This window comes from Type-C symbiont of Plautia stali (genome assembly GCF_059730935.1).
On the sequence record NZ_AP035924.1, the window covers coordinates 486527 to 505258 of the forward strand.

Consider the following 18732-nt stretch of genomic DNA (forward strand, 5'->3'; position numbering starts at 1 on the left):
GTTGATTAGGCTTTGGTTTACCTGCACCAGGCAATGCTAAACGCAACGCGGATACTGAGAGCTTTTATGTATAGAAGTGAAGATGAAAAACTGGCCGACATTGTCATGGGCGATGCCGTGCTGCAATTGTTAAAACAAGCCGGACCGGTAACCACTCTCGCGCTGCTGGAAAAACTGCGCGCGATGGCGGCCTCAGAAACCGATCCGGCCCGCCAGCGCGCGTTTCGCTATGCGATTGCTGAAGTGCAGAACAGCAAAAGTGCGCCTCAGGGCGAAGCAGTGGCGTTAAAAGGTAGCGATAACGTGACCCATATTTTTCGCAACCGTGATAATACGGGCAAAAACACCCGACATTAGCCCCGCTCTGCCCCTATCTGCTTATCAATAACGTAACCGCCCGCTTATGCCTGCGCCCGATAGGTGACGGCTACACAGCTGCACACTCTCCGGCTGCGGCTCATCCATTAACAGGGCGAGGAAGCTGTCGGCCCACCAGTGACAATCGTAGCGGTGCAGGTTATTCAGCAATCGCGCATGACGGTTCTGACGGTCGCTGAGTGGCAGCCGCAACGCCGTATGGATGGCATCCGCCATTGCATCAGGATCGTAAGGATTAACGATCAGCGCGCCATCCATCTGTTCGGCCGCACCCGCGAACTGTGACAGAATCAGCACGCCGGGATTCGCCGGATCCTGCAGCGCAGCATACATTTTCGCCATCAGGCTCATGCCCGCCATCAGTGGCGTCACCAGCGCCACCCGCGCCGCGCGGTACAGCCCGGCCAGCTCTTCACGGCGATAATCGTGGTTGAGATAGCTGACCGGATACCAGTTGAGCATACCGTGCACGCCATTAACCTCACCGCACAGATTTTCCAGATTATGGCTGATTGCCTGCTGCCGGTGCGGGTGACCGCTGGCAGCAGAAGCCAGCTGCAATAACATCATGTTGCCCGCATAGTCGGGATGATGGCGCAGCAGCACTTCCAGCGCGCTGATGCGATACGGCAGACCTGCGCTGTCGTCGAGATGACCGCCGCTCAGTACCGTGTTGGCCGGCAAATGTTCGCGGCTCTGCTGCTCCATATACTGGCAGCTGTTACTCTCGAGTAATGCCTGAACCTCAGCCAGATCGATCCCGACCGGAAACACGCCAGTGGTGATAATGTGACCGTGCACGCGCAGACGGTTCCTGCCTAAGCGTTCAGCGCGAAACTCGCTCTCCAGCCACAGCAGAAAGTTATTCATATCCTGCGCGGTCTGGAAGCCAATCAGGTCACAGCACAGCAGCGATTCTGCCAGGCTGCGCCAGTCAGGGATCGCTTCAAACAGCTGACCGGACGGAAACGGCTGATGTAAAAACAAACCGATGCGGTTAGTTAAGCCGGTATCACGCAGCATTTTCACCGTTGGGATGAAGTGATAATCCTGCAGCCAGATCACATCGTCCGGCATGGCATATTCAGCGATGGCGTGAGCATAAGCCGCATTCAGCTGGCGATAGGCCTGGAAGCTGGCGCTGGTGAAACGTGCCAGGTCCGGACGCTGGTGAAACACCGGCCACAACCCCTGATGTACGTAGCCGTGATAGCCCTCTTCGTATTCTGCGCGCGTCAGCGCAAACTGCAGCCTGTCGTATTCATTACCCTGCTGAAAGCTAAGCGTGCGCGCCGCTTCCTGCGCAGCGACGGTACGTTGTCCATCCCAGCAGACCCAGAGGCCACCGCGTCGCGCCATCAGGCGATCGTAAATGGCTGCCAGCGTGGAAGACTGATGCTGATTATGTGTGACCAGAATAGTGCCGGGCATGATATTTCCCTTTGAGGTTAAGGCGCGCCACAGTGCCGCCTGCTGCGCTGATTTAACCGCCGGCAATATAAAAAAGGCGTAAAGAAAACCTGCGCGGATATAAAAATCCGGCAAAGATCAGCGCCAGTGTGTGGAAATCAGCCCGGCGCCAAAGGGGAAAGGCTTGCAGCGATCAGTGACGGATGGCGCAGCCGCACTGCGACATTTCGCCAGGCACATATTTGCCGTGATGCGAATGGCGCACCTGCAACTCACCCTGCTGCCAGGCGCGGCTGTGGTCCGGACGCTGATCCAGCAGCCGGTTCAGGGCTTCCGTCACCAGTAAATCACGGCGCGGTGCCCAGCTGCTCAGGTGCCATGTGGAGCCGCGCGCCTCGTCAGCATCATCAAAGCCCACTACGGCGATATGCGCGCCCTGACCGAAGTCGCGCACGGCCTGCAGTGCGCCAAAGGCCAGCTCGTCGTATTCGCACATCAATGCATTGATGCGTTCTGCCGCACGGGTTTTCTTCAGATAAGCCATCATCGCCTGATAAGCCTGCTCACGGTGAAGGGCGCCGGCGTGCAGTGCTGCGTGCAGCGTCTTATCTTCCGCCTGCAGGCTGGCAATAAACCCCTGCACCTGGCGCGGCGGCGTGTCACTTGCCTGCACCTGCATAGCGCCCAAACGCTGGTGTCCCTGCGACAGCAGCAGTGCACCAAGCTGCTGCCCGGCGTGATACGCATCGGCAACCACCACATCAGCGCCCGCGCTGTCGTTCGGGCACAGATGCACCGCGCGCAGCGATGGCAGCAGGTGCGCGGCGATCTCCTGCGCATCCTGACACGGCGAGCTCAGGAACAGCAGTCCGCCCAGCGGCAGCGACGCCGCGTTCCGCAGCGCGGCCTGAAAATCCTCGCGCGTAGCGGCGCACAGCAGCACCGGCAGCAGATCACGCGCACTGAGCTGACGCGTGACTTCTTTGAGCATGTGCATACTGTGCGGATGACTGACATCATCGCTGACAATGCCGATGAGCGGCGAATGGACGGACATAAATGACCTCTCCTGCTACGTAGGGTACGGGAATAATTTTGACGTATTAGTATGAAATTCCACGTTACCCGAATAATCAGATATCGCCAATCGGTGGATGCGAAGGATTGCTGCTTTCTCCCTTCACCCGGTGCGTGTCGATGGCGGCAAAATGCGCAGCCGCTGCACCGGACGCCCGGTGAGCTTCGTTTTACGTTACACTGACGCCACGAATATTTTGCCAGCGGAAAATTTATGCGCATCACCCTCGATCAGGCCGATCAGCCTTTTATTCACCGCTTACTGGGCGAAGAGATCGCCAGTATCGATTCCCCGTCTGACGAACAACTGCGCCTGCAACAGGCGTTGCAGGATGCGCGGTTACAGAGAAATCATGAAGCAGAGCTCGACTGGAAACGCAACGCGCTCTATCTGCTGCTGTTTGTGTTCCTGTATGGCGCACTGGGCTGCTCGCTGACGCTGGATTTGAGCGCGGTCGCACAAGCGTCAAGCCATAAAAGCATTGCCTATGCGCTGGAAGCGGTACCGGTCCTGATCGCCTTCTCTGGTCTGTTCCTGTCGCTGCTGTTCCTGTTCGCCGCGCGCGGCAGCGCCCGCCGCCTGCACAACTGGGATCACACTATCGTGCTGCTGGAAAAATACAGCGGCTGCAACCTGAGTCTGCAGATTAATGAAATGGGGGCGCGTACCACGCATTACTCGCAGTCGGCGATTACCGTGGCGCTGGCGATGTTTATCTGCCTCACCTGGGTGGTGATGTACAACTACTTCACCTTTACTACCAGCGGCGTGATTGGCAGTGTCATCTCACTGTTTATCACCACCATGACCTACGTGATTCTGGATATTCAGCTGCTGAAATCCGGCAAATCGATCGCTATCGATGAGCCGGTGATTCCGCCAGAAGATGAGGTTGAGAAACGCCGTTAATATAAAGACCGGCGCGGCGTAAGGTTTTGCGCCGCGCCGGTTTCGCTATCCTTATCTATACTTCAGACAGGATTTTGAGAGATATAAAGGAGTTGCGATGAAAATCTGGCCGTTAGTCGCCATTACGGCGCTGTCTGTTACCCTGGTCGCCTGTAAATCCCCGACGCCACCTAAAGGCGTGCAGCCCATCACCCACTTCAATGCCGATCGCTATCTCGGCACCTGGTATGAAATTGCCCGCCTCGATCACCGTTTCGAACGCGGTAAAGATCATGTTACCGCCACCTACGGCAAACGCAGCGACGGCGGTATCAGCGTGCTGAATCGCGGTTACGATCCGGAGAAAAAAGCGTGGAGCGAGAGCGAAGGCAAAGCTTACTTCACCGGTAAACCTGACGTCGCCGCGCTAAAGGTCTCGTTCTTCGGGCCTTTTTATGGCGGTTATAACGTGATCGCGCTGGATGAAGATTATCAGTATGCACTGGTCGCCGGGCCGAACCGGGGGTATCTGTGGATTCTGTCGCGCCAGCCCACCCTTCCGGCTGAAGTCAAACAGCGTTATCTCGCCTATGCCCAGCAACTGGGCTTCGCAATCGATCAACTGATTTGGGTTAATCAGTCACGATAAGAGGGTGCAGCGCCAGTGGCTAACGCGCGGGCTTCAGTTATTACCCTGGCACTAATAAGAGTAAGGTCAGTAGCAGGCACTGCGTAAATTGACGGCCTTACTTTTTATTGAAAAACGGGTGTTGATGATCTGTTAAGTCAGCAGAGATAAAACGGATGTTAGTGTATCTCTTCGTGAGTATAACCCGCCGCGGCAGCCTGAGCTGCCCGTTACGAATCGAGAGGCTAACCAATGAGTAAGTATTTTCTGGCCTGCTTTTTGGCACTGTTTGCATGCTCTGTCAGCGCTGGACAGGGAGGAGCCGGAGGTCAGGGAGGAAACGGCGGCTATGCGGGAGAATCCGGCGCTGACGGTGGAAACGGCTCCGATGGGGGTAATACTGATGGCTCTGCCGGCAGGCCAGGATGTCCCGGCGGCACCGATCCTGATGCGGACGGCAAATTTTATCTCCCTGGTACCACTCAGGAATGCAATCCAGGCAAGCATGATTCGATGAAGATTCATCAGCCGACGGTAACCGGCGCTTAATTCGCTAGCGTGTTGCCGGGGTAAATGCATGTTTGGGCCAGCGTGTCATTTATTTCCCCGTCATGTACGGTTTCAGTCACTCTCCAGGCGTCAGCAGCAGGCTGGCGCCGCCAAAGGCCTGTAGCAAACCTATTCTCTATTGCGCCGCCGCCGGTAAGTATGCTCAACCTTCGCATTCCAATACATGGCACACAATGTACTGGCTGCATACTGCCTGTCAGTGTCAAATGCCTCTGGACAGCTGGAATTGCTATGAACGTCCGCTTTGTGCCAGGAGCGGACGTTTTCAGCCAGTCCAGCGGGCTATCTTGTGCTCATAGCAAGTTTAGCAGCGAAGCATAAAAATAAGCCCCCTGTTGCTCTGTCCATCATCTGGACAACGCGATTTTTCTTCAAAATGGCTGACGCAAAATGCGTGCATAAAATGAGTGTGACTGACCATATAGTCCCAATCGCCACGTGGATGCTGACCAGGATAAAAGTCCATATCAAAGGAGAGTGACCGGCAGGTATAAACTGCGGCAAAAAGGAGACATAGAAAATGCCCATTTTTGGGTTTAGCACATTCCCCAACATTCCTCTGATAAACCAGTTCCCCTGAGAACCATTGTCATCATCGCCATCACTCAAAGATGATCGGGGACGTATCAGCAGTTGTAAACCCAGCCAGCTCAGGTAGACCGCGCCACAAACTTTAAGCACCGTATAAGCCATTTCTGAAACCGCCAGAAGAGCACCAAGGCCTAATGCGACCAACGCCCCCCATAAAAAACAGCCAGCATCAATGCCAAGCGCAGCGTGAAAAGCCTTTTTGCCGCCCTCTGCACAAGCAGTGCGCAAAATAAGTGCCGTATCAAGGCCGGGGGTCAGGGTAAGTAACAATGCTGCGAGAGAGAATGCGAAGAGAGAATCGTTAACAGTCATTTTCTTTGTCCGAAAGAGCAGATGCTAATCATTTAGTTCCCTGTAATCAATCTAACAAAGATCAGTTTTTAAATGTCTGCTCCTCGCTCATAACGGACATGGACTTGTGCACCGTCCGCTTTATGCCAAAGGCAAACATCTCAACACAATCAGGTTCTTATTCGATGCGTTTCACATCGGGATGATGCTCAGTTGCAGCTTCATGAAAGATATCACCCAGCCAGCCTGCAACTTCGTCTTCTGACATATCATCTGGAATAGCGATATCAAACATTCGTGAGAATTTTCTTTCTGTCACGTCGGCGCGAAATACCTGCCAGGCATCCTCCTTGCGCAGAACGCCAATGTGCCGGCCAAAAACGTCATAAATCAACATATTCACTCTCCTGTAATATCAATCAGACTCTGACGCCATACTATACCAACGCTGATACAAATCGCTGGAAAAAGCCGCACACCGCCACTATTATCGGCTGACTTATTCACCTGCTGATAACTAAGGAGGATCTCTATGCCGTCGTGTGAACTGTTTGTTTACTCACACTTCTATGGTGACTGGACCCGCTCAGGTTTTACCGCACTCGTGCTGCGATAATCCGCCTGAGCGAAGTTCTGACAATCTAATCCCTTCTCTCCGGCTTACCGGGTTGTCGTCAGCGAAATTCTGACGTAAGGCTTTTTTGCGCCTGCAACTTGAGAGTAAGTAGATGAGCACACTCCTTTCCGCACATGCCGTCGGCTTCGACAATGCCTTTGGCCCGCTTTTCCATTCCCTGGATTTCAGCCTGAAAAAAGGCGACCGCATCGGCCTGATTGGCGACAACGGCAGCGGTAAAAGTACCCTGCTGAAAATTCTCAGCGGTGAACTGGCCGCCAGTCACGGCAGCGTTACACCAGCCAGCCACTGTCTGCTGGCGCGCATCGAACAACACCTGCCGGAAACGTTATTCGGGGCCTCATTGCTGGATGGCGTGATCGCCCGGCTGCCCGCAGCACAGCGCAACAGCGAGCGCTGGCGTGCCGAGGCGCTGCTGCATACGCTGGGTTTCAGCACAGCGCAGCAGTCACAAACCGCGGCGACGCTGAGCGGCGGACAGCATATGCGGCTGTTGCTGGCGCGCGCGCTGATTCTGCAGCCCGATTTACTGTTGCTGGACGAACCGGGTAACCATCTCGACCTGCCGACCCTACTGTGGCTGGAGAATTTTCTGATCGGCTGGCAGGGCAGCTTTGTGCTGGTGTCCCACGACAGCGCGCTGCTGGACCGCGTCACCAACTGCAGCGCAATCCTGCGCGATCGCACGCTGCATGTTTTCCGTCTGCCCTGCACGGCCGCCCGCGAGGCGCTGGCGCAGCAGGATGAAGCCGATGCGCAGCGCCACCAGGCACAGCAGCAGGAGATCGCCCGGGTTGAGAGCAGCGCAAAACGGCTGGCGATCTGGGGCCGGACCTATGACAACGAAGGTCTGGCGCGTAAAGCAAAACAGATGGAGAAGCGCATCGACTGGCTGAAAGCCGCGCAGACCACGCTCAGCGCCGGCAGTCCGTGGCAGCTGCAGTTACAGGGCGAAGCGCTGCAGGCGGATCGCGTGCTGGCGCTGCCGCCGATGTCGATTCAGCCTGCTGCCGGGGCGCCGCCCCTTTTTTCCCTGCCGGCGCTGCAGGTGAAAAGTGGCGATCGCATCGCGATTGTCGGCCACAACGGCTGCGGCAAATCCTCACTGCTGCGCCAGCTGTGGCACAGCTGGCAGCAAGGCGACAGCCCGCTGTTTCATCCGCGCGCCCGCGTCGGCTATTACGACCAGAGCCTGCAACAGTTGCGTGACGACCAGACATTAAGCGCGGCGCTGCACGGTTTCGCTGCGCTGAGCGATGAGCAGTGCAAAATGGCGCTGATTAGCGCAGGTTTTCCCTGGCTGCGCCACCAGCAGAAGGTTGCCTCACTCAGCGGTGGTGAGCGCTCGCGCCTGCTATTTGTTGGCCTGACGCTGGCGCGCTACTCGCTGCTGCTGCTGGATGAACCGACCAACCATCTGGATATGGCAGGCAAAGAGGAGCTGGCGCAGGCGCTGCAGCAGTTCGCCGGCGCGGTGCTGCTGGTGTCTCATGACCGCAGCCTGATCGCCAGCAGCTGCAATCGCTTCTGGCTGATTGAACAGCAGCAGCTGAGCGAGTGGCATGACTGGCCGCAGGTGACCGCCAGGCTGGCCACCGCTCATGTGCCAGTCGATCACCCGCTTGCCGCTGCCGCCGTCGATGACCGCCCGGGCGATGAAGATGCGCTGTTGCAGGCGCTGCTGGTGCTGGAAGAAAAGCTGCAGCAGGACGAAGCGCGTAAGGCAAAGCATCAGAAACCGGCGCAACAGCAGCAGTGGCGCAGGGAGATTGCGCAGCTGAAGCAACAGCTGAATCTGCTCTGAACGGATTGACTGTCGGGGTATCGCAAACCCATAAACTGCGCCAGGGATGGCGCACTCCCCTGCGGCTGACAAAATTCCGCAGAATTTTTCTCCAGTTTGTCCCGCTTAGTGATTATTATTCTCGCTAAATTTAAGGGACGATGATGCACACAATGACGAAAAAATGGCTGTTTGCCGCGCTAACTGCGCTGGTGATGATTCTGGTTCTCTGGGCGTATTCGGCGTCACGCGGTAAACCCAATCCGCTGATGACCGCCGCGGTGCGCCAGGGCGACATCGAAAACGTGATTGCCGCCACCGGCAAAATGGACGCGATTGAGCGCGTTAACGTCGGTGCGCAGGTCTCCGGTCAGGTGAAAAAGCTGTATATCAAAGCCGGCGACAACGTGCGTAAGGGCCAGCTGATCGCGGAGATCGATGATCAGCCGCAGCGCAGCGATCTGCGTAATGCGCAGGCGGCGCTGAGCGTGGCGCAGGCGGATTTACAGACCCGTCAGGCTACGCTGGTACGCCAGCAGGCACAGTTTCAGCGCCTGCAGCAGATGGTTAAAACCAATGCCGTTTCCCGCCAGGATTTTGATACCGCCGCCGAAGCGTGGCGCATCGCCCAGGCAGAGCTGACGGCGCAGCAGGCGCGGGTGATTCAGGCGCAGATCGAAGTGGATAAAAAGCAACTCGATCTCGGCTACACGCGCATCATGGCACCCATTGACGGCACGGTGGTGGCGATCGTCACGAAGCAGGGCCAGACCGTAAACGCCGTGCAGAGCGCCCCGACCATCGCCAAACTGGCGCAGCTCGGCACCATGACCATCAAAGTGCAAATCTCCGAGGCGGACATTACCAATATTCAGCCCGGCCAGCAGGCGTGGTTTACCACTTTCGCCAATCCGGATAAACGTTATAACGCCACGCTGCGCAGCATCGAACTGGCTCCTGAGTCGGTGATGAAAGATGATGCGCTGATGGGCAACAGCGAAAGCAATACCGTGAGCAGCACGAACGCGGCGGTGTATTACAACGCCCTGCTTGATGTGCCGAACCCGGATAATGCGCTGCGCATCTCCATGACGGCGCAGGTTAATCTGCTGCGTGACCAGGCGAAAAACGCGCTGCTGGTGCCGGTACAGGCCACGAAAAAGGCCAGCGATGGTCGTACTTACGTCGAAATCGCGGATCAAAATAATCAGCCTGAGAAGCGCTACATCACCACCGGCATCAGCGACAGCGTTGACATTCAGGTGCTGAGCGGGCTGCGCTTAGGGGAAAAAGTGATCCTTGCCACGCAGCAGCCGGGCGCGGACAAGGTGGTGATGTGAATATCATCGAACTGCACAACATTCAGCGCAGCTACGTCAATGGTTCCCAATCCCTGCAGGTGCTGAAAAACATTAATCTGCAGATTGCCAGCGGCGAAATGGTGGCGATCATCGGCCCCTCGGGCTCAGGCAAATCTACGCTGCTGAACATTCTTGGCTGCCTTGATGCGCCGGACAGCGGTGACTACCTGATTGGCGGCAAAAATACCGCCACGCTCTCGCCCGATGCGCTGGCGCAAGTGCGGCGCGAGCACATCGGCTTCATCTTTCAGCGCTATCACCTGATGCCGGATCTCAGCGCGCTGAGCAACGTTGAAATACCGGCGATTTACGCCAACTTATCCGGCAACGCACGCCGTCAGCGCGCCGCACAGCTGCTGGCACGGCTCGGATTACAGGGGCGCGAACAGCATAAGCCGGGCGAGCTATCGGGCGGCCAGCAGCAGCGTGTCAGTATTGCGCGTGCACTGATCAACGGTGCCGAAATTATCCTCGCCGATGAGCCCACCGGCGCGCTCGATTCGCACTCCGGTGAAGAAGTGCTGCGCATCCTCAGCGAACTGAACCGCGAAGGTCACACGGTGATTATCGTCACCCACGATATGAAAGTGGCGCAGCACGCGGAACGCATCATTGAAATTCAGGACGGCGAGATTTTTGCCGACAGCGGCAGCGCTGCCACGGCCGCAAAAACGCGCTTTACGCCAGCACCACGCAAGCGGCAAAGCAGATTCCGCGGTCTGCTTGACCGGCTGCGCGAATCATTGCGCATGGCGCTGAATGCCATGAACGCCCACCGCCTGCGCACCGCACTGACTATGACCGGCATTATCTTTGGCATTGCCGCCGTCGTCACCGTGGTGGCGCTGGGCCAGGGCGCGCGGGAAAAAACGCTGGAGAGCATTTCCGGACTGGGTACCAATGTGGTTTCTATCTATGCCGGGGGCGATTATGTCGAGGACGATGCGCATCCGGTACAAACCCTGGTGATGGCCGACGCCGATGTGATTGCGCGCCAGCAGTTTGTCGCCGCCGTCAGTCCGGAAATCATCGCCACGCAGCCCATTCGCTACCTGGCCAACGCCTCCAAAACGTCAGTTTCCGGCGTGGGCGTCGACTATTTTCGCATTCAGGGCATTAAGCTGGTGGAAGGCAGCAACTTCAGCGATGAGCGGCACGCGCGCCAGGAAATCATCATTGATATCAACACGCGCAATAAATTATTTGGCGAACAGGGCCCGAGCCCGATTGGCAAAATGATTGTGCTGGGATCGGTGCCGGTGCGGGTTATTGGCGTGGCCAACAATGAAGATGGTCTTTCGCCCAACCGTCTCAGCGTCTGGCTGCCGTGGAGCACGGTGATGTATCGCATCAGCGGTCAGACCGCGCTCACCAGTATCAGTATTAAACTCAAAGATGATGTGGTGAGCGGCGCGGCGGTGGAATCGCTCACCCAGCTGCTGACGGCGCGCCACGGCACCAAAGATTTCCTGATGTTCAACCGGGACAAGTATCGTAAAGCGATAGAAGGTGCGGCGGCCACGCTAACGCTGCTGATTTTACTGGTGGCTTCGATTGCGCTCATGATCGGCAGTATTGGCGTAATGAACATCATGCTGGTGTCGGTGACCGAACGCACCCACGAGATTGGTGTGCGCATGGCGGTGGGTGCGCGACGCGGCGACATTATGCAGCAATTTATGATTGAAGCCGTGCTGGTGTGCCTGGTGGGCGGATCGCTCGGTGTGGCGCTGTCTCTGGTGATAGGTCCGGTCATTTCACTGCTGGCTGGCGGCGTGCTGACCGCCATCTACTCATGGCAATCGGCTGGCGCAGCGTTTGCCTGCTCAACCATTATCGGCATGATATTTGGTTATCTGCCCGCGCGCAAAGCCGCACGAATGGATCCGGTCGCCGCGCTCGCCAGCGAATAAATCAACAACCGGACCGGCACATTATTCATGCTGGTCCGGCCATTTCAGGTCTAATCCGAAAGTCATTAAATCAATTAGCCCCGCAGGTCATCATCGGCGTAGACTGAACGCGTCTCTAATTTAGACACATCACCGATTATCTATTCGATGGCTATCACTCGCCCGAGAGTAAGTTATGTTAGAACCGCACTATTTTTATTTATGTCACGATCCGGACGCCGGCTGGGTATTGCATAAAAAAGGCTGTTACGTACTGGAATTTGAGGAAGAGAAGCGCTTTATCGGCTCTTTGTATACTGTGCATCAGGCGCTGACGGTAGCGCGTATCCACCATCCGCAAATAGCCTGTTGCCGCGACTGCCTGCTGGACAAAGGCCGGTCGAAAAGAACGCCGGTTAATAAAGAGAAAAATCTGATTCCCTCTCGCCATTTTGACGACGACGCGAAAAAATAACGGTGCAGATTACGCAAACGTAATGTGTTTTGAAATGGTGAAATAAACTCTCCCGCTTTGCGTTTATTTAGCCGCAACCGGATTCATTTCTGACAAAATAACCGACGTGTAAGTCGGGAAATCAATTCAGCGTTTGTCGCCTGACGGTTTGATATTAAAGCAGTTATCCACAACTGACGTGCAAAGAGGCTGGCTTATCCTGTGGATAAACGCCTGGGCTCCGCCTGTTGCGCCCGCTGAGCAGGATTGGTCAAATTTCGAACGCCAGCCTGTTGCTTTTGTTCGTTTGAAGCCTTCCGGAAACAGCAAAGCCGCTCGAAGGCGGCCTTAACGCAGTGCATCTGTCTGAACTTAGTTATACAGTTCAGCCGTCATGTGCACGCGGTTGTTGGTGTTGGCTTCAGTAATTTTATACTGAGCGCCCTGCTCTTGCGCCTGCGCTGCGATTTTAGCTTCTGCACCGTCCAGCGTAGAGGAAGTCACGGTTACGCTCTGGGCAAAGCTGGCAGCTGACATCAGTGAAAGAGCGGCAACAGCGGCGATTGACATAGCTTTAATGGTTTTCATGGTCTTATTCCTTAACGGTTGTGGCTGAAGGCTGTGTGCCTTCGATGGAACTAATAATAACTCAGGTTACTATACTGCAATTGATAATTAGTGCGGTTATCGTGATCGTGCTAATTATTTCTGGTTGCCCGGTTGCGCCAGCTCAGCACGCACCGTCGCGATAAATTGCGGCCAGTGGGCAAAACGAATCACCGGAACGTGAGCGTGGCGTTGCGTGCGCAATGCATCTGCAAATGCCAGCGCCTGCCGGTTGATATCCACGTTGTTCAGCATATTGCGTTCTCCTGCCAGACAGTCTGCGCTGCAAATTCAGCAATATCGCCAGAATGATTGATACGCTGGAGCCTGACTGCACGACAAAAAAGGCCGCCCGTCAGGCGACCCGTTCTGGCACATCCCTGTGCAACCATCCGTTATTTGTAGAGTTCAGCGGTCATGTGCACCAGGTTGTTGGTGCTGGCTTCCAGAATTTTATATTGCGCACCCTGCTGCTGAGCCTGAGCGGCAATTTTCGCTTCGGCACCATCTAGTGTGGTGGAGGTGGCTGAAACGGTTTGCGCGAAGCTGGCAGCAGACATCAGGGAAAGCGTGGCGGCGGCGGCAATGGTCAGTGTTTTGATAGCTTTCATGGTCATATTCCTTAGCGTTTGATGAGAAGGCGCTGCGCCTTCGATGGGGATAATAATAACCATGTTTACTATTACAAAATTGATAATTAGTGCGAATACTATGATCGCACTAATTGTTAATGTATGATATTTGAGTTATTTATTTATAATCAATAGGTTGATTGGATTTCAATACCCATAAAGCGGCACAGAGCGTTAAAGCAGCCATCATGTTGAAGGCGAATTGTCACTGAAACAGCAGACGAATGGTTGACGGGGGGATGGGTCTGAGCATGGGCGCGAAAATGTCGCGCCGCGGCTTTAAGGAGGGATTTCTGACCTCAGACTTTATTTTTATAATTGAAACTGATCTGCGAATTTTGCTCGCGCGGAAGTCGTCTGGCTTCTAAATATACTGATTTCCAGTACGGATTATTCAGTGACGAGCGCATCACGCCCTGGCTGACTGATGCATGCAGGAACTGGCGATCGGTGTCGTAAAAGCCGACGTGCAGCTCATGCTTAATGCGGAAGAACACTAAGTCGCCAGGCTGTAAATGCGCCTGATCGACCGGCCTACCCATGGCAATCAGTTCACGCGTTGTGACGCGATCCATGGGAATATTGAAACGATCTTTTAAGGTGCGCCAGACAAATCCGGAACAGTCAACCCCGGATAATTGCGTCCCGCCCCACTGATATTTGGTGCCTTCCCACGAATGCATTTGATCGTGCAAAGCGGCTATTACCGGAATTAAATCGGGCTGTTTACCACCGTCCTGCGAGGTATCAACACTTTCCTGCTCCGGTGCTGGCGAGGAGTGAGACGAGCAGCCAGCCAGAGTTAATAACATCAGGCAGGCAATCAGGTTGCGGGCCGCAGTAGCAATCATAGGGTGACGTTTCACAGTGGATAACAGGGATAGCAGATTTATACCGTAAAGAAGTTGCAGAAATAAAGCGTCTCCGCCCGAATTCTCGCTGTCTTCACTATTTTTACCTAAGTTTACAGAAAGGTAACGCTATGTATTTAGGATAAAAATCTATATCTTTTGCTGCTTTGCGCCGACAGCGCATATTTATCCGGCAAATTACGTTTAAATTTTATTCCGCAGCCTGACCGACGGACCTGCTGCGAAATAAACGGAAAGCTTATTTGCGCACGTTATCGCGCAGCGGCGACTCCGGCAGCAGCAGCGAAAGTATAAACGCCAGCAGCATAACGCCGGCGGCCATCTGAAATGCGGCATGCACTGCATCGCTGAACACCAGCAAATAAGCCTGACGCAGCGCTGCAGGCAAATGGTTCACGGCGACCGGATCGAGCGAAGGCGGCAGCACATTACCCTGCTCTATCAGTCGGGTCGCTCCGGATTTCAGCACGTGACTGAACACAGCGCCAAACAGCGCAACGCCGATCGAACCACCCACCGAGCGAAACAGCGTAACCGATGAGGTCGCTACGCCGATGCGATCGGGCGTCACCGCATTTTGCACCGCCAGCACCAGCACCTGCATAGTCATGCCCATTCCCATGCCGAGCACGCTGGAGAACAGATAAATGTGCCAGAGCGGCGCATCCAGCGTCAGCGTGGTCATCAGCGCCATCCCGGTTGTGGCCAGTAGCGTCCCGGCGATGGGGAACAAACGGTATTTCCCGCTGCGGCTAATCATGCGGCCACTAATGATCGAGGTGACCAGCAGCCCGCCCATCAGCGGTAACAGCTGTAGTCCGGCCTCGGTGGGCGTGGCGTTTTTTACCACCTGCAGATAAAGCGGCAAAAACGTCACGCTGCCAAACAGCGCCATGCCGATAATAAACGCCATCAGACTGGCGAGGGAAAAACTGCGATTGCGGAACAGATCGAGTGGAATGATCGGTTCCCATGCGCGTCGCTCCTCATAAATAAACCCCAACACGCCAACCAGCCCCATGGCCAGAATGCACCATAGCTGGGGATCTGACCATTCGCGCAGCGTGCCGCCTTCACTGGTAAACAGCGTTACGCCCACCAGCGCCAGGCTGAGAAACACCGCTCCCGGATAATCGATTTCATGGGGTTTGCGTCGGCTATCCGCTTTAAACACTGCATTAATGATCAGCAGCGCCAGCAGGCCGAGCGGCAGGTTAATGTAGAAAATCCAGCGCCAGGACATGTGCTGCACGATAAAACCGCCCAGCAGCGGCCCAATCACCGTCGCCAGACCAAACACGCCACCAAACAGGCCCTGGTACCGGCCGCGATCGGCGGGCGGAATGACATCCGCGACCGCCGCCATGCTCACCACCATTAATCCGCCGCCGCCCAGTCCCTGCAGCGCACGGGTAAAGATCAGCTGCGGCATGTTTTGCGCCAGCCCGCACAGCGCCGAGCCCAGTAAAAACAGCACCACCGAGATTTGCAGCACCGTTCGGCGGCCAAACAGATCGCCAAATTTGCCGTATAGCGGCACAACCAGGGTTGAAGCCAGCATGTAAGCAGTGACGATCCACGACAAGCGATCCAGCCCGCCCAGTTCGCCGACGATAGTCGGCAGCGCGGTTGAGACAATGGTCTGATCAAGCGCGGACAGCAGCATCACCAGCATCAGCGCGCCCATCAGCAGGCGAATGGAAGGCGGGCGGGTTGCCCCGCTGTCGCGCTGCGATGTGATAGATTGAGGTTTCATAACGACACCGTTTGAAATTAATTAAATACACAATTAATATTAACCGAAGTCTGACACGAAACCCGTGAGTACGTAAAGATGACCGCACAAAAAGTGATGGAGAGCGAGACAGCGCCTTCTGATAAACCCCGCCGGCCGGGCCGTCCACGCGGCGGCGCAATCAATGCCCAGCAGCGCGAGCATCTGCTGGACATCACGCTCGCGCTGTATGCGCAAAACGGCATCGCGGAAACCTCGCTCAACGCCATAGCCCGTAAAGCCGGCGTCAGCCCGGCCATGCTGAATTACTATTTTCAGTCGCGCGAGTCACTGCTGGATACCGTGGTCGCGGAACGCTTTGTGCCGTTACGGCAACGGCTGGAAGCGCATTTTGTCGAAGAGAGTAGTGACCCTGTCGCAGCGATCAGCGGGTTTATTAAAGAGTTCGCGGATATCGTGCTGAGTCATGACTGGTTCGCACCGCTGTGGCTGCAGGAAGTCGCCAGTGGTCAGGGGCTGGGCGGCACGCTGAAACAGCGTCACGGTCATGCCGGACGCGAACGGATTCGCGCGTTGCTGATTCAGTGGCAGCAGCAGGGATTACTGAATAACCAGCTGAATGTCGATGTGCTAATGACCTCAATTCTCAGCATGGTGCTGGTGCCCTTTACCCGCTTTGCCCACGAGCCGGGCTTTGATACCGAAATGATTCTGCAGCACACCCTCAGCATGGTGTGCCACGGTATACAGCCGGCCAACTGAGTCAGGCGTCGTCGCCGTGGGTCAGCGTCTCCAGCTGCTGCCAGAAATCTTCCGGCACCGGCTGCACCCGGGGTGGCGGCTCGGCAATGTGCTGTTCAAGGGACGCCAGCAGCTGCTGGGTTTCACTGTTCTGTTTATCGCAAAACGTTGAAGACATATCCAAAACCTAAAAAAACATCAGGCGATTATTGTAAGGATTTCACGCAAAGAATAAATAAACGAGACGGGAAAAAGGGATCTGCCCTGCTTTTTTTTGCCCTCCGCGCAACTTTTTACCGACTGCGGCGAACTGTCTGGCTGAACACCCCTAACCGGACCTCTTTCACCGCAGGAGCAGATCATGACAACTATCAGGCATCTCATCGCTACCCTCACCCTCGGCACCACGCTGAGCCTCGCCGCCTTCGCTGCCAGCGCAGCGCTGCCCGTCGGGGCCAAAGCACCTGACTTTGAACTTCAGGGCGCGCTGGCCGGTAAGCCGCTCACTTTCTCGCTGCAGCAGGCGCTGCAAAAAGGGCCGGTGGTGCTCTACTTCTTCCCGGCGGCCTTCAGCGCGGGTTGTACCATCGAGGCGCACGACTTCGCCGAAGCCACGGATGATTTCAAAAAAATGGGCGCCACGGTGATTGGCGTCACTGCCGGTAACACCGAGCAGATCAGCGATTTTTCTAAGCTGGAGTGTCGTGACAAATTCGCCGTGGCTGCCGATCCGGGTGCCAAAGTGGCCGCCGAATATAAAACGCTGATGCAGATAAAAGGCAAAACGCTGTCTGACCGCACCTCTTATGTGATTGCCCCCAACGGCAATATTCTGCTGAGCTATACCGACAGAAACCCGGATACCCACATCGAAAAAGCGCTGGCGGCGGTGAAAGAGTATGACGCTGCGCATCCGCAAGCGCAGTAAGTGAGAGGCCAGCCATGTTAACCGCGATGCTGGCCGCCTTTTTGGGCGGCATCATCCTCAACCTCATGCCGTGCGTCTTTCCGGTGATTTCGCTGAAAGCGCTTGGCCTGCTGCGCCATCAAAGCCAGGCTGCCAGCGCGCGCCGTGAAGGCCTGGGATTCCTGCTCGGCGTGCTGGTGACCATGATGGCGCTGGCTGGCATTCTGCTGGCCGCACGCGCGGGTGGCGCCGCGGTCGGCTGGGGCTTTCAGCTGCAGTCACCGCTGGTGATCGCCCTGCTGTCGCTGGTAATCCTGGCTGCCGCGCTTAACCTGCTTGGCGTCTTTGAGGTGGGGCTGACGGTGCAGCGCGTCGGGGCCATCGACATCCAGCGCGGTGCTTTTTTGCGTTCCGCGCTGACCGGGGCACTGGCGATCATCGTAGCCACACCCTGCGCCGCGCCCTTTATGGCCAGCGCCATCGGCTACGCGCTGGTGCAGCCCCCTGCGGTTGCGCTGGTTATTTTCTTTGCGCTGGCGCTCGGCTTTGCCGCGCCGTTTACCCTGCTGTCGCTGTTCCCGCCGCTGGCACGATTTTTACCGCGTCCTGGCGTATGGATGGATATCCTTAAGCGCGGGCTGGCCTTTCCCATGCTCGGTGCCTGGGCCTGGCTGGTGTGGATTCTGGCCCAGCAGGCGGGCAGCAGCGCGCTGGCTGTTGTGCTGGCCGCCTCGGTAGTGCTGGCGTTTGCCGGCTGGCTGTATGGCATGGCGCAGCAGCGCCGCTTTGCCGGAAAAGGGCACAAAGCGCTGTTCAGCGTCACGGCGATATTGCTGATTGCGGTGATCGCGCCGCTGCCGGGGCTAATCAAGCCAGGCGCGGCGCTGCAAGGCGATATACAGGCGCAGGTCAGCAAACAGACGTGGACGCCGCAGGCGGTGGCCGCTCAGCGCGGGCATGGCAAAGCGATTTTTGTCGATTTTACCGCATCATGGTGCATCACCTGTCAGGTGAACGAGAAGACCTCGCTGTCGACCCAGGCGGTGAAAACCGCACTGGCGAAAACCGGTACGCTGTACATGGTGGCAGACTCGACTAAATTTAACCCGGACGTTGATGACGTGATGAGTGAGTTTGGTCAGGGCGGTTTACCAATGTACCTGGTGTATCCGGCTGATGGCGGACCACCGAAAGTACTGCCGCAGGTGCTGACACCCGGCATCGTAGTGGATGCGTTAAACCAGGCGGCAGCGAAGAAGACGTAACGGCAACAAGGCA

General features: G+C 56.2%; 21 protein-coding genes. 11 read left to right on the plus strand and 10 right to left on the minus strand.

The window, feature by feature from the left end; translation table 11 throughout:
• Positions 1–66: 66 nt before the first annotated feature.
• A complete protein-coding gene (locus tag AC6I7J_RS21370) occupies positions 67–357 on the plus strand; it encodes a hypothetical protein (protein WP_021508990.1) in 291 nt (96 codons plus the stop codon).
• A 24-nt stretch (positions 358–381) separates the two neighbouring features.
• Here AC6I7J_RS21370 and AC6I7J_RS21375 read toward each other — a convergent pair whose 3' ends face one another.
• Positions 382–1809, minus strand: coding sequence for an alpha,alpha-trehalose-phosphate synthase (UDP-forming) (locus tag AC6I7J_RS21375; RefSeq protein ID WP_421039559.1), 1428 nt, complete (start codon positions 1807–1809; stop codon positions 382–384).
• A 172-nt stretch (positions 1810–1981) separates the two neighbouring features.
• Entirely contained in the window at positions 1982–2845 is an 864-nt protein-coding gene (locus tag AC6I7J_RS21380; RefSeq protein WP_059012837.1) for a substrate-binding domain-containing protein, read from the minus strand.
• Positions 2846–3079: 234 nt separating this feature from the next.
• Here AC6I7J_RS21380 and AC6I7J_RS21385 point away from each other — a divergent pair, with 234 nt between their 5' ends.
• From AC6I7J_RS21385 to AC6I7J_RS21395, 3 genes are all read left to right on the plus strand, one after another.
• A complete protein-coding gene (locus tag AC6I7J_RS21385) occupies positions 3080–3775 on the plus strand; it encodes a RipA family octameric membrane protein (RefSeq protein ID WP_058770282.1) in 696 nt (231 codons plus the stop codon).
• A 97-nt stretch (positions 3776–3872) separates the two neighbouring features.
• The gene (blc, locus tag AC6I7J_RS21390; protein WP_498007302.1) at positions 3873–4403 is read left to right on the plus strand and encodes an outer membrane lipoprotein Blc; all 531 of its coding nucleotides are present in this window, start codon (positions 3873–3875) and stop codon (positions 4401–4403) included.
• A 231-nt stretch (positions 4404–4634) separates the two neighbouring features.
• Entirely contained in the window at positions 4635–4931 is a 297-nt protein-coding gene (locus AC6I7J_RS21395; protein ID WP_072208578.1) for a hypothetical protein, read from the plus strand.
• A gap of 303 nt (positions 4932–5234) precedes the next feature.
• Here AC6I7J_RS21395 and AC6I7J_RS21400 read toward each other — a convergent pair whose 3' ends face one another.
• Together AC6I7J_RS21400 and AC6I7J_RS21405 are read right to left on the minus strand one after the other, a co-directional pair.
• Positions 5235–5855 (minus strand): LysE family translocator, encoded by a 621-nt coding sequence (locus tag AC6I7J_RS21400; protein WP_498007303.1) that lies wholly within the window; start codon positions 5853–5855, stop codon positions 5235–5237.
• Positions 5856–6012: 157 nt separating this feature from the next.
• A complete protein-coding gene (locus tag AC6I7J_RS21405; protein ID WP_498007304.1) occupies positions 6013–6231 on the minus strand; it encodes a DUF7661 family protein in 219 nt (72 codons plus the stop codon).
• Positions 6232–6562: 331 nt separating this feature from the next.
• Between AC6I7J_RS21405 and AC6I7J_RS21410 the strand changes: the two genes are divergently transcribed.
• The 4 genes from AC6I7J_RS21410 to AC6I7J_RS21425 all read left to right on the plus strand — a co-directional run bounded on the left by AC6I7J_RS21410 (position 6563) and on the right by AC6I7J_RS21425 (position 11982).
• Complete coding sequence (locus AC6I7J_RS21410; protein ID WP_498007305.1) at positions 6563–8275, plus strand: ABC-F family ATP-binding cassette domain-containing protein; 1713 nt, start codon at positions 6563–6565, stop codon at positions 8273–8275.
• A 143-nt stretch (positions 8276–8418) separates the two neighbouring features.
• The gene (locus tag AC6I7J_RS21415; RefSeq protein ID WP_132463947.1) at positions 8419–9594 is read left to right on the plus strand and encodes an efflux RND transporter periplasmic adaptor subunit; all 1176 of its coding nucleotides are present in this window, start codon (positions 8419–8421) and stop codon (positions 9592–9594) included.
• The gene (locus AC6I7J_RS21420) at positions 9591–11528 is read left to right on the plus strand and encodes a MacB family efflux pump subunit (RefSeq protein WP_498007306.1); all 1938 of its coding nucleotides are present in this window, start codon (positions 9591–9593) and stop codon (positions 11526–11528) included. The genes AC6I7J_RS21415 and AC6I7J_RS21420 overlap by 4 nt, the downstream gene beginning before the upstream one ends.
• Positions 11529–11703: 175 nt before the next feature.
• Positions 11704–11982, plus strand: coding sequence for a hypothetical protein (locus AC6I7J_RS21425; protein ID WP_058770289.1), 279 nt, complete (start codon positions 11704–11706; stop codon positions 11980–11982).
• Positions 11983–12333: 351 nt separating this feature from the next.
• On the opposite strand, the gene AC6I7J_RS21430 is transcribed toward AC6I7J_RS21425, so the two are convergent.
• From AC6I7J_RS21430 to AC6I7J_RS21450, 5 genes are all read right to left on the minus strand, one after another.
• Positions 12334–12549, minus strand: a complete 216-nt coding sequence (locus tag AC6I7J_RS21430; RefSeq protein ID WP_058770290.1) for a YdgH/BhsA/McbA-like domain containing protein — start codon at positions 12547–12549, stop codon at positions 12334–12336.
• A 114-nt stretch (positions 12550–12663) separates the two neighbouring features.
• Positions 12664–12822 carry a hypothetical protein gene (locus AC6I7J_RS21435; protein WP_164861079.1) on the minus strand — a complete coding sequence of 53 codons (159 nt, stop codon included), beginning with the start codon at positions 12820–12822 and terminating at the stop codon, positions 12664–12666.
• A gap of 140 nt (positions 12823–12962) precedes the next feature.
• On the minus strand, positions 12963–13178 hold the full coding sequence (locus AC6I7J_RS21440) for a YdgH/BhsA/McbA-like domain containing protein (protein WP_498007307.1): 216 nt from the start codon (positions 13176–13178) through the stop codon (positions 12963–12965).
• A gap of 320 nt (positions 13179–13498) precedes the next feature.
• The gene (locus AC6I7J_RS21445) at positions 13499–14050 is read right to left on the minus strand and encodes a C40 family peptidase (RefSeq protein WP_498007308.1); all 552 of its coding nucleotides are present in this window, start codon (positions 14048–14050) and stop codon (positions 13499–13501) included.
• A gap of 259 nt (positions 14051–14309) precedes the next feature.
• A complete protein-coding gene (locus AC6I7J_RS21450) occupies positions 14310–15827 on the minus strand; it encodes an MDR family MFS transporter (RefSeq protein WP_104093380.1) in 1518 nt (505 codons plus the stop codon).
• 78 nt (positions 15828–15905) lie between these two features.
• Between AC6I7J_RS21450 and AC6I7J_RS21455 the strand changes: the two genes are divergently transcribed.
• Positions 15906–16568: a TetR/AcrR family transcriptional regulator gene (locus AC6I7J_RS21455; protein WP_215801061.1), complete on the plus strand. Its 663-nt coding sequence runs from the start codon at positions 15906–15908 to the stop codon at positions 16566–16568.
• Position 16569: 1 nt separating this feature from the next.
• Here AC6I7J_RS21455 and AC6I7J_RS21460 read toward each other — a convergent pair whose 3' ends face one another.
• Positions 16570–16725, minus strand: a complete 156-nt coding sequence (locus AC6I7J_RS21460; RefSeq protein WP_262258277.1) for a hypothetical protein — start codon at positions 16723–16725, stop codon at positions 16570–16572.
• Positions 16726–16908: 183 nt separating this feature from the next.
• On the opposite strand from AC6I7J_RS21460, the gene AC6I7J_RS21465 reads away from it, so the two are divergent.
• Both AC6I7J_RS21465 and AC6I7J_RS21470 read left to right on the plus strand, forming a co-directional pair.
• Positions 16909–17475 (plus strand): peroxiredoxin, encoded by a 567-nt coding sequence (locus AC6I7J_RS21465; RefSeq protein WP_021508968.1) that lies wholly within the window; start codon positions 16909–16911, stop codon positions 17473–17475.
• A 14-nt stretch (positions 17476–17489) separates the two neighbouring features.
• On the plus strand, positions 17490–18719 hold the full coding sequence (locus AC6I7J_RS21470; RefSeq protein WP_058776050.1) for a protein-disulfide reductase DsbD family protein: 1230 nt from the start codon (positions 17490–17492) through the stop codon (positions 18717–18719).
• Positions 18720–18732: the final 13 nt, after the last annotated feature.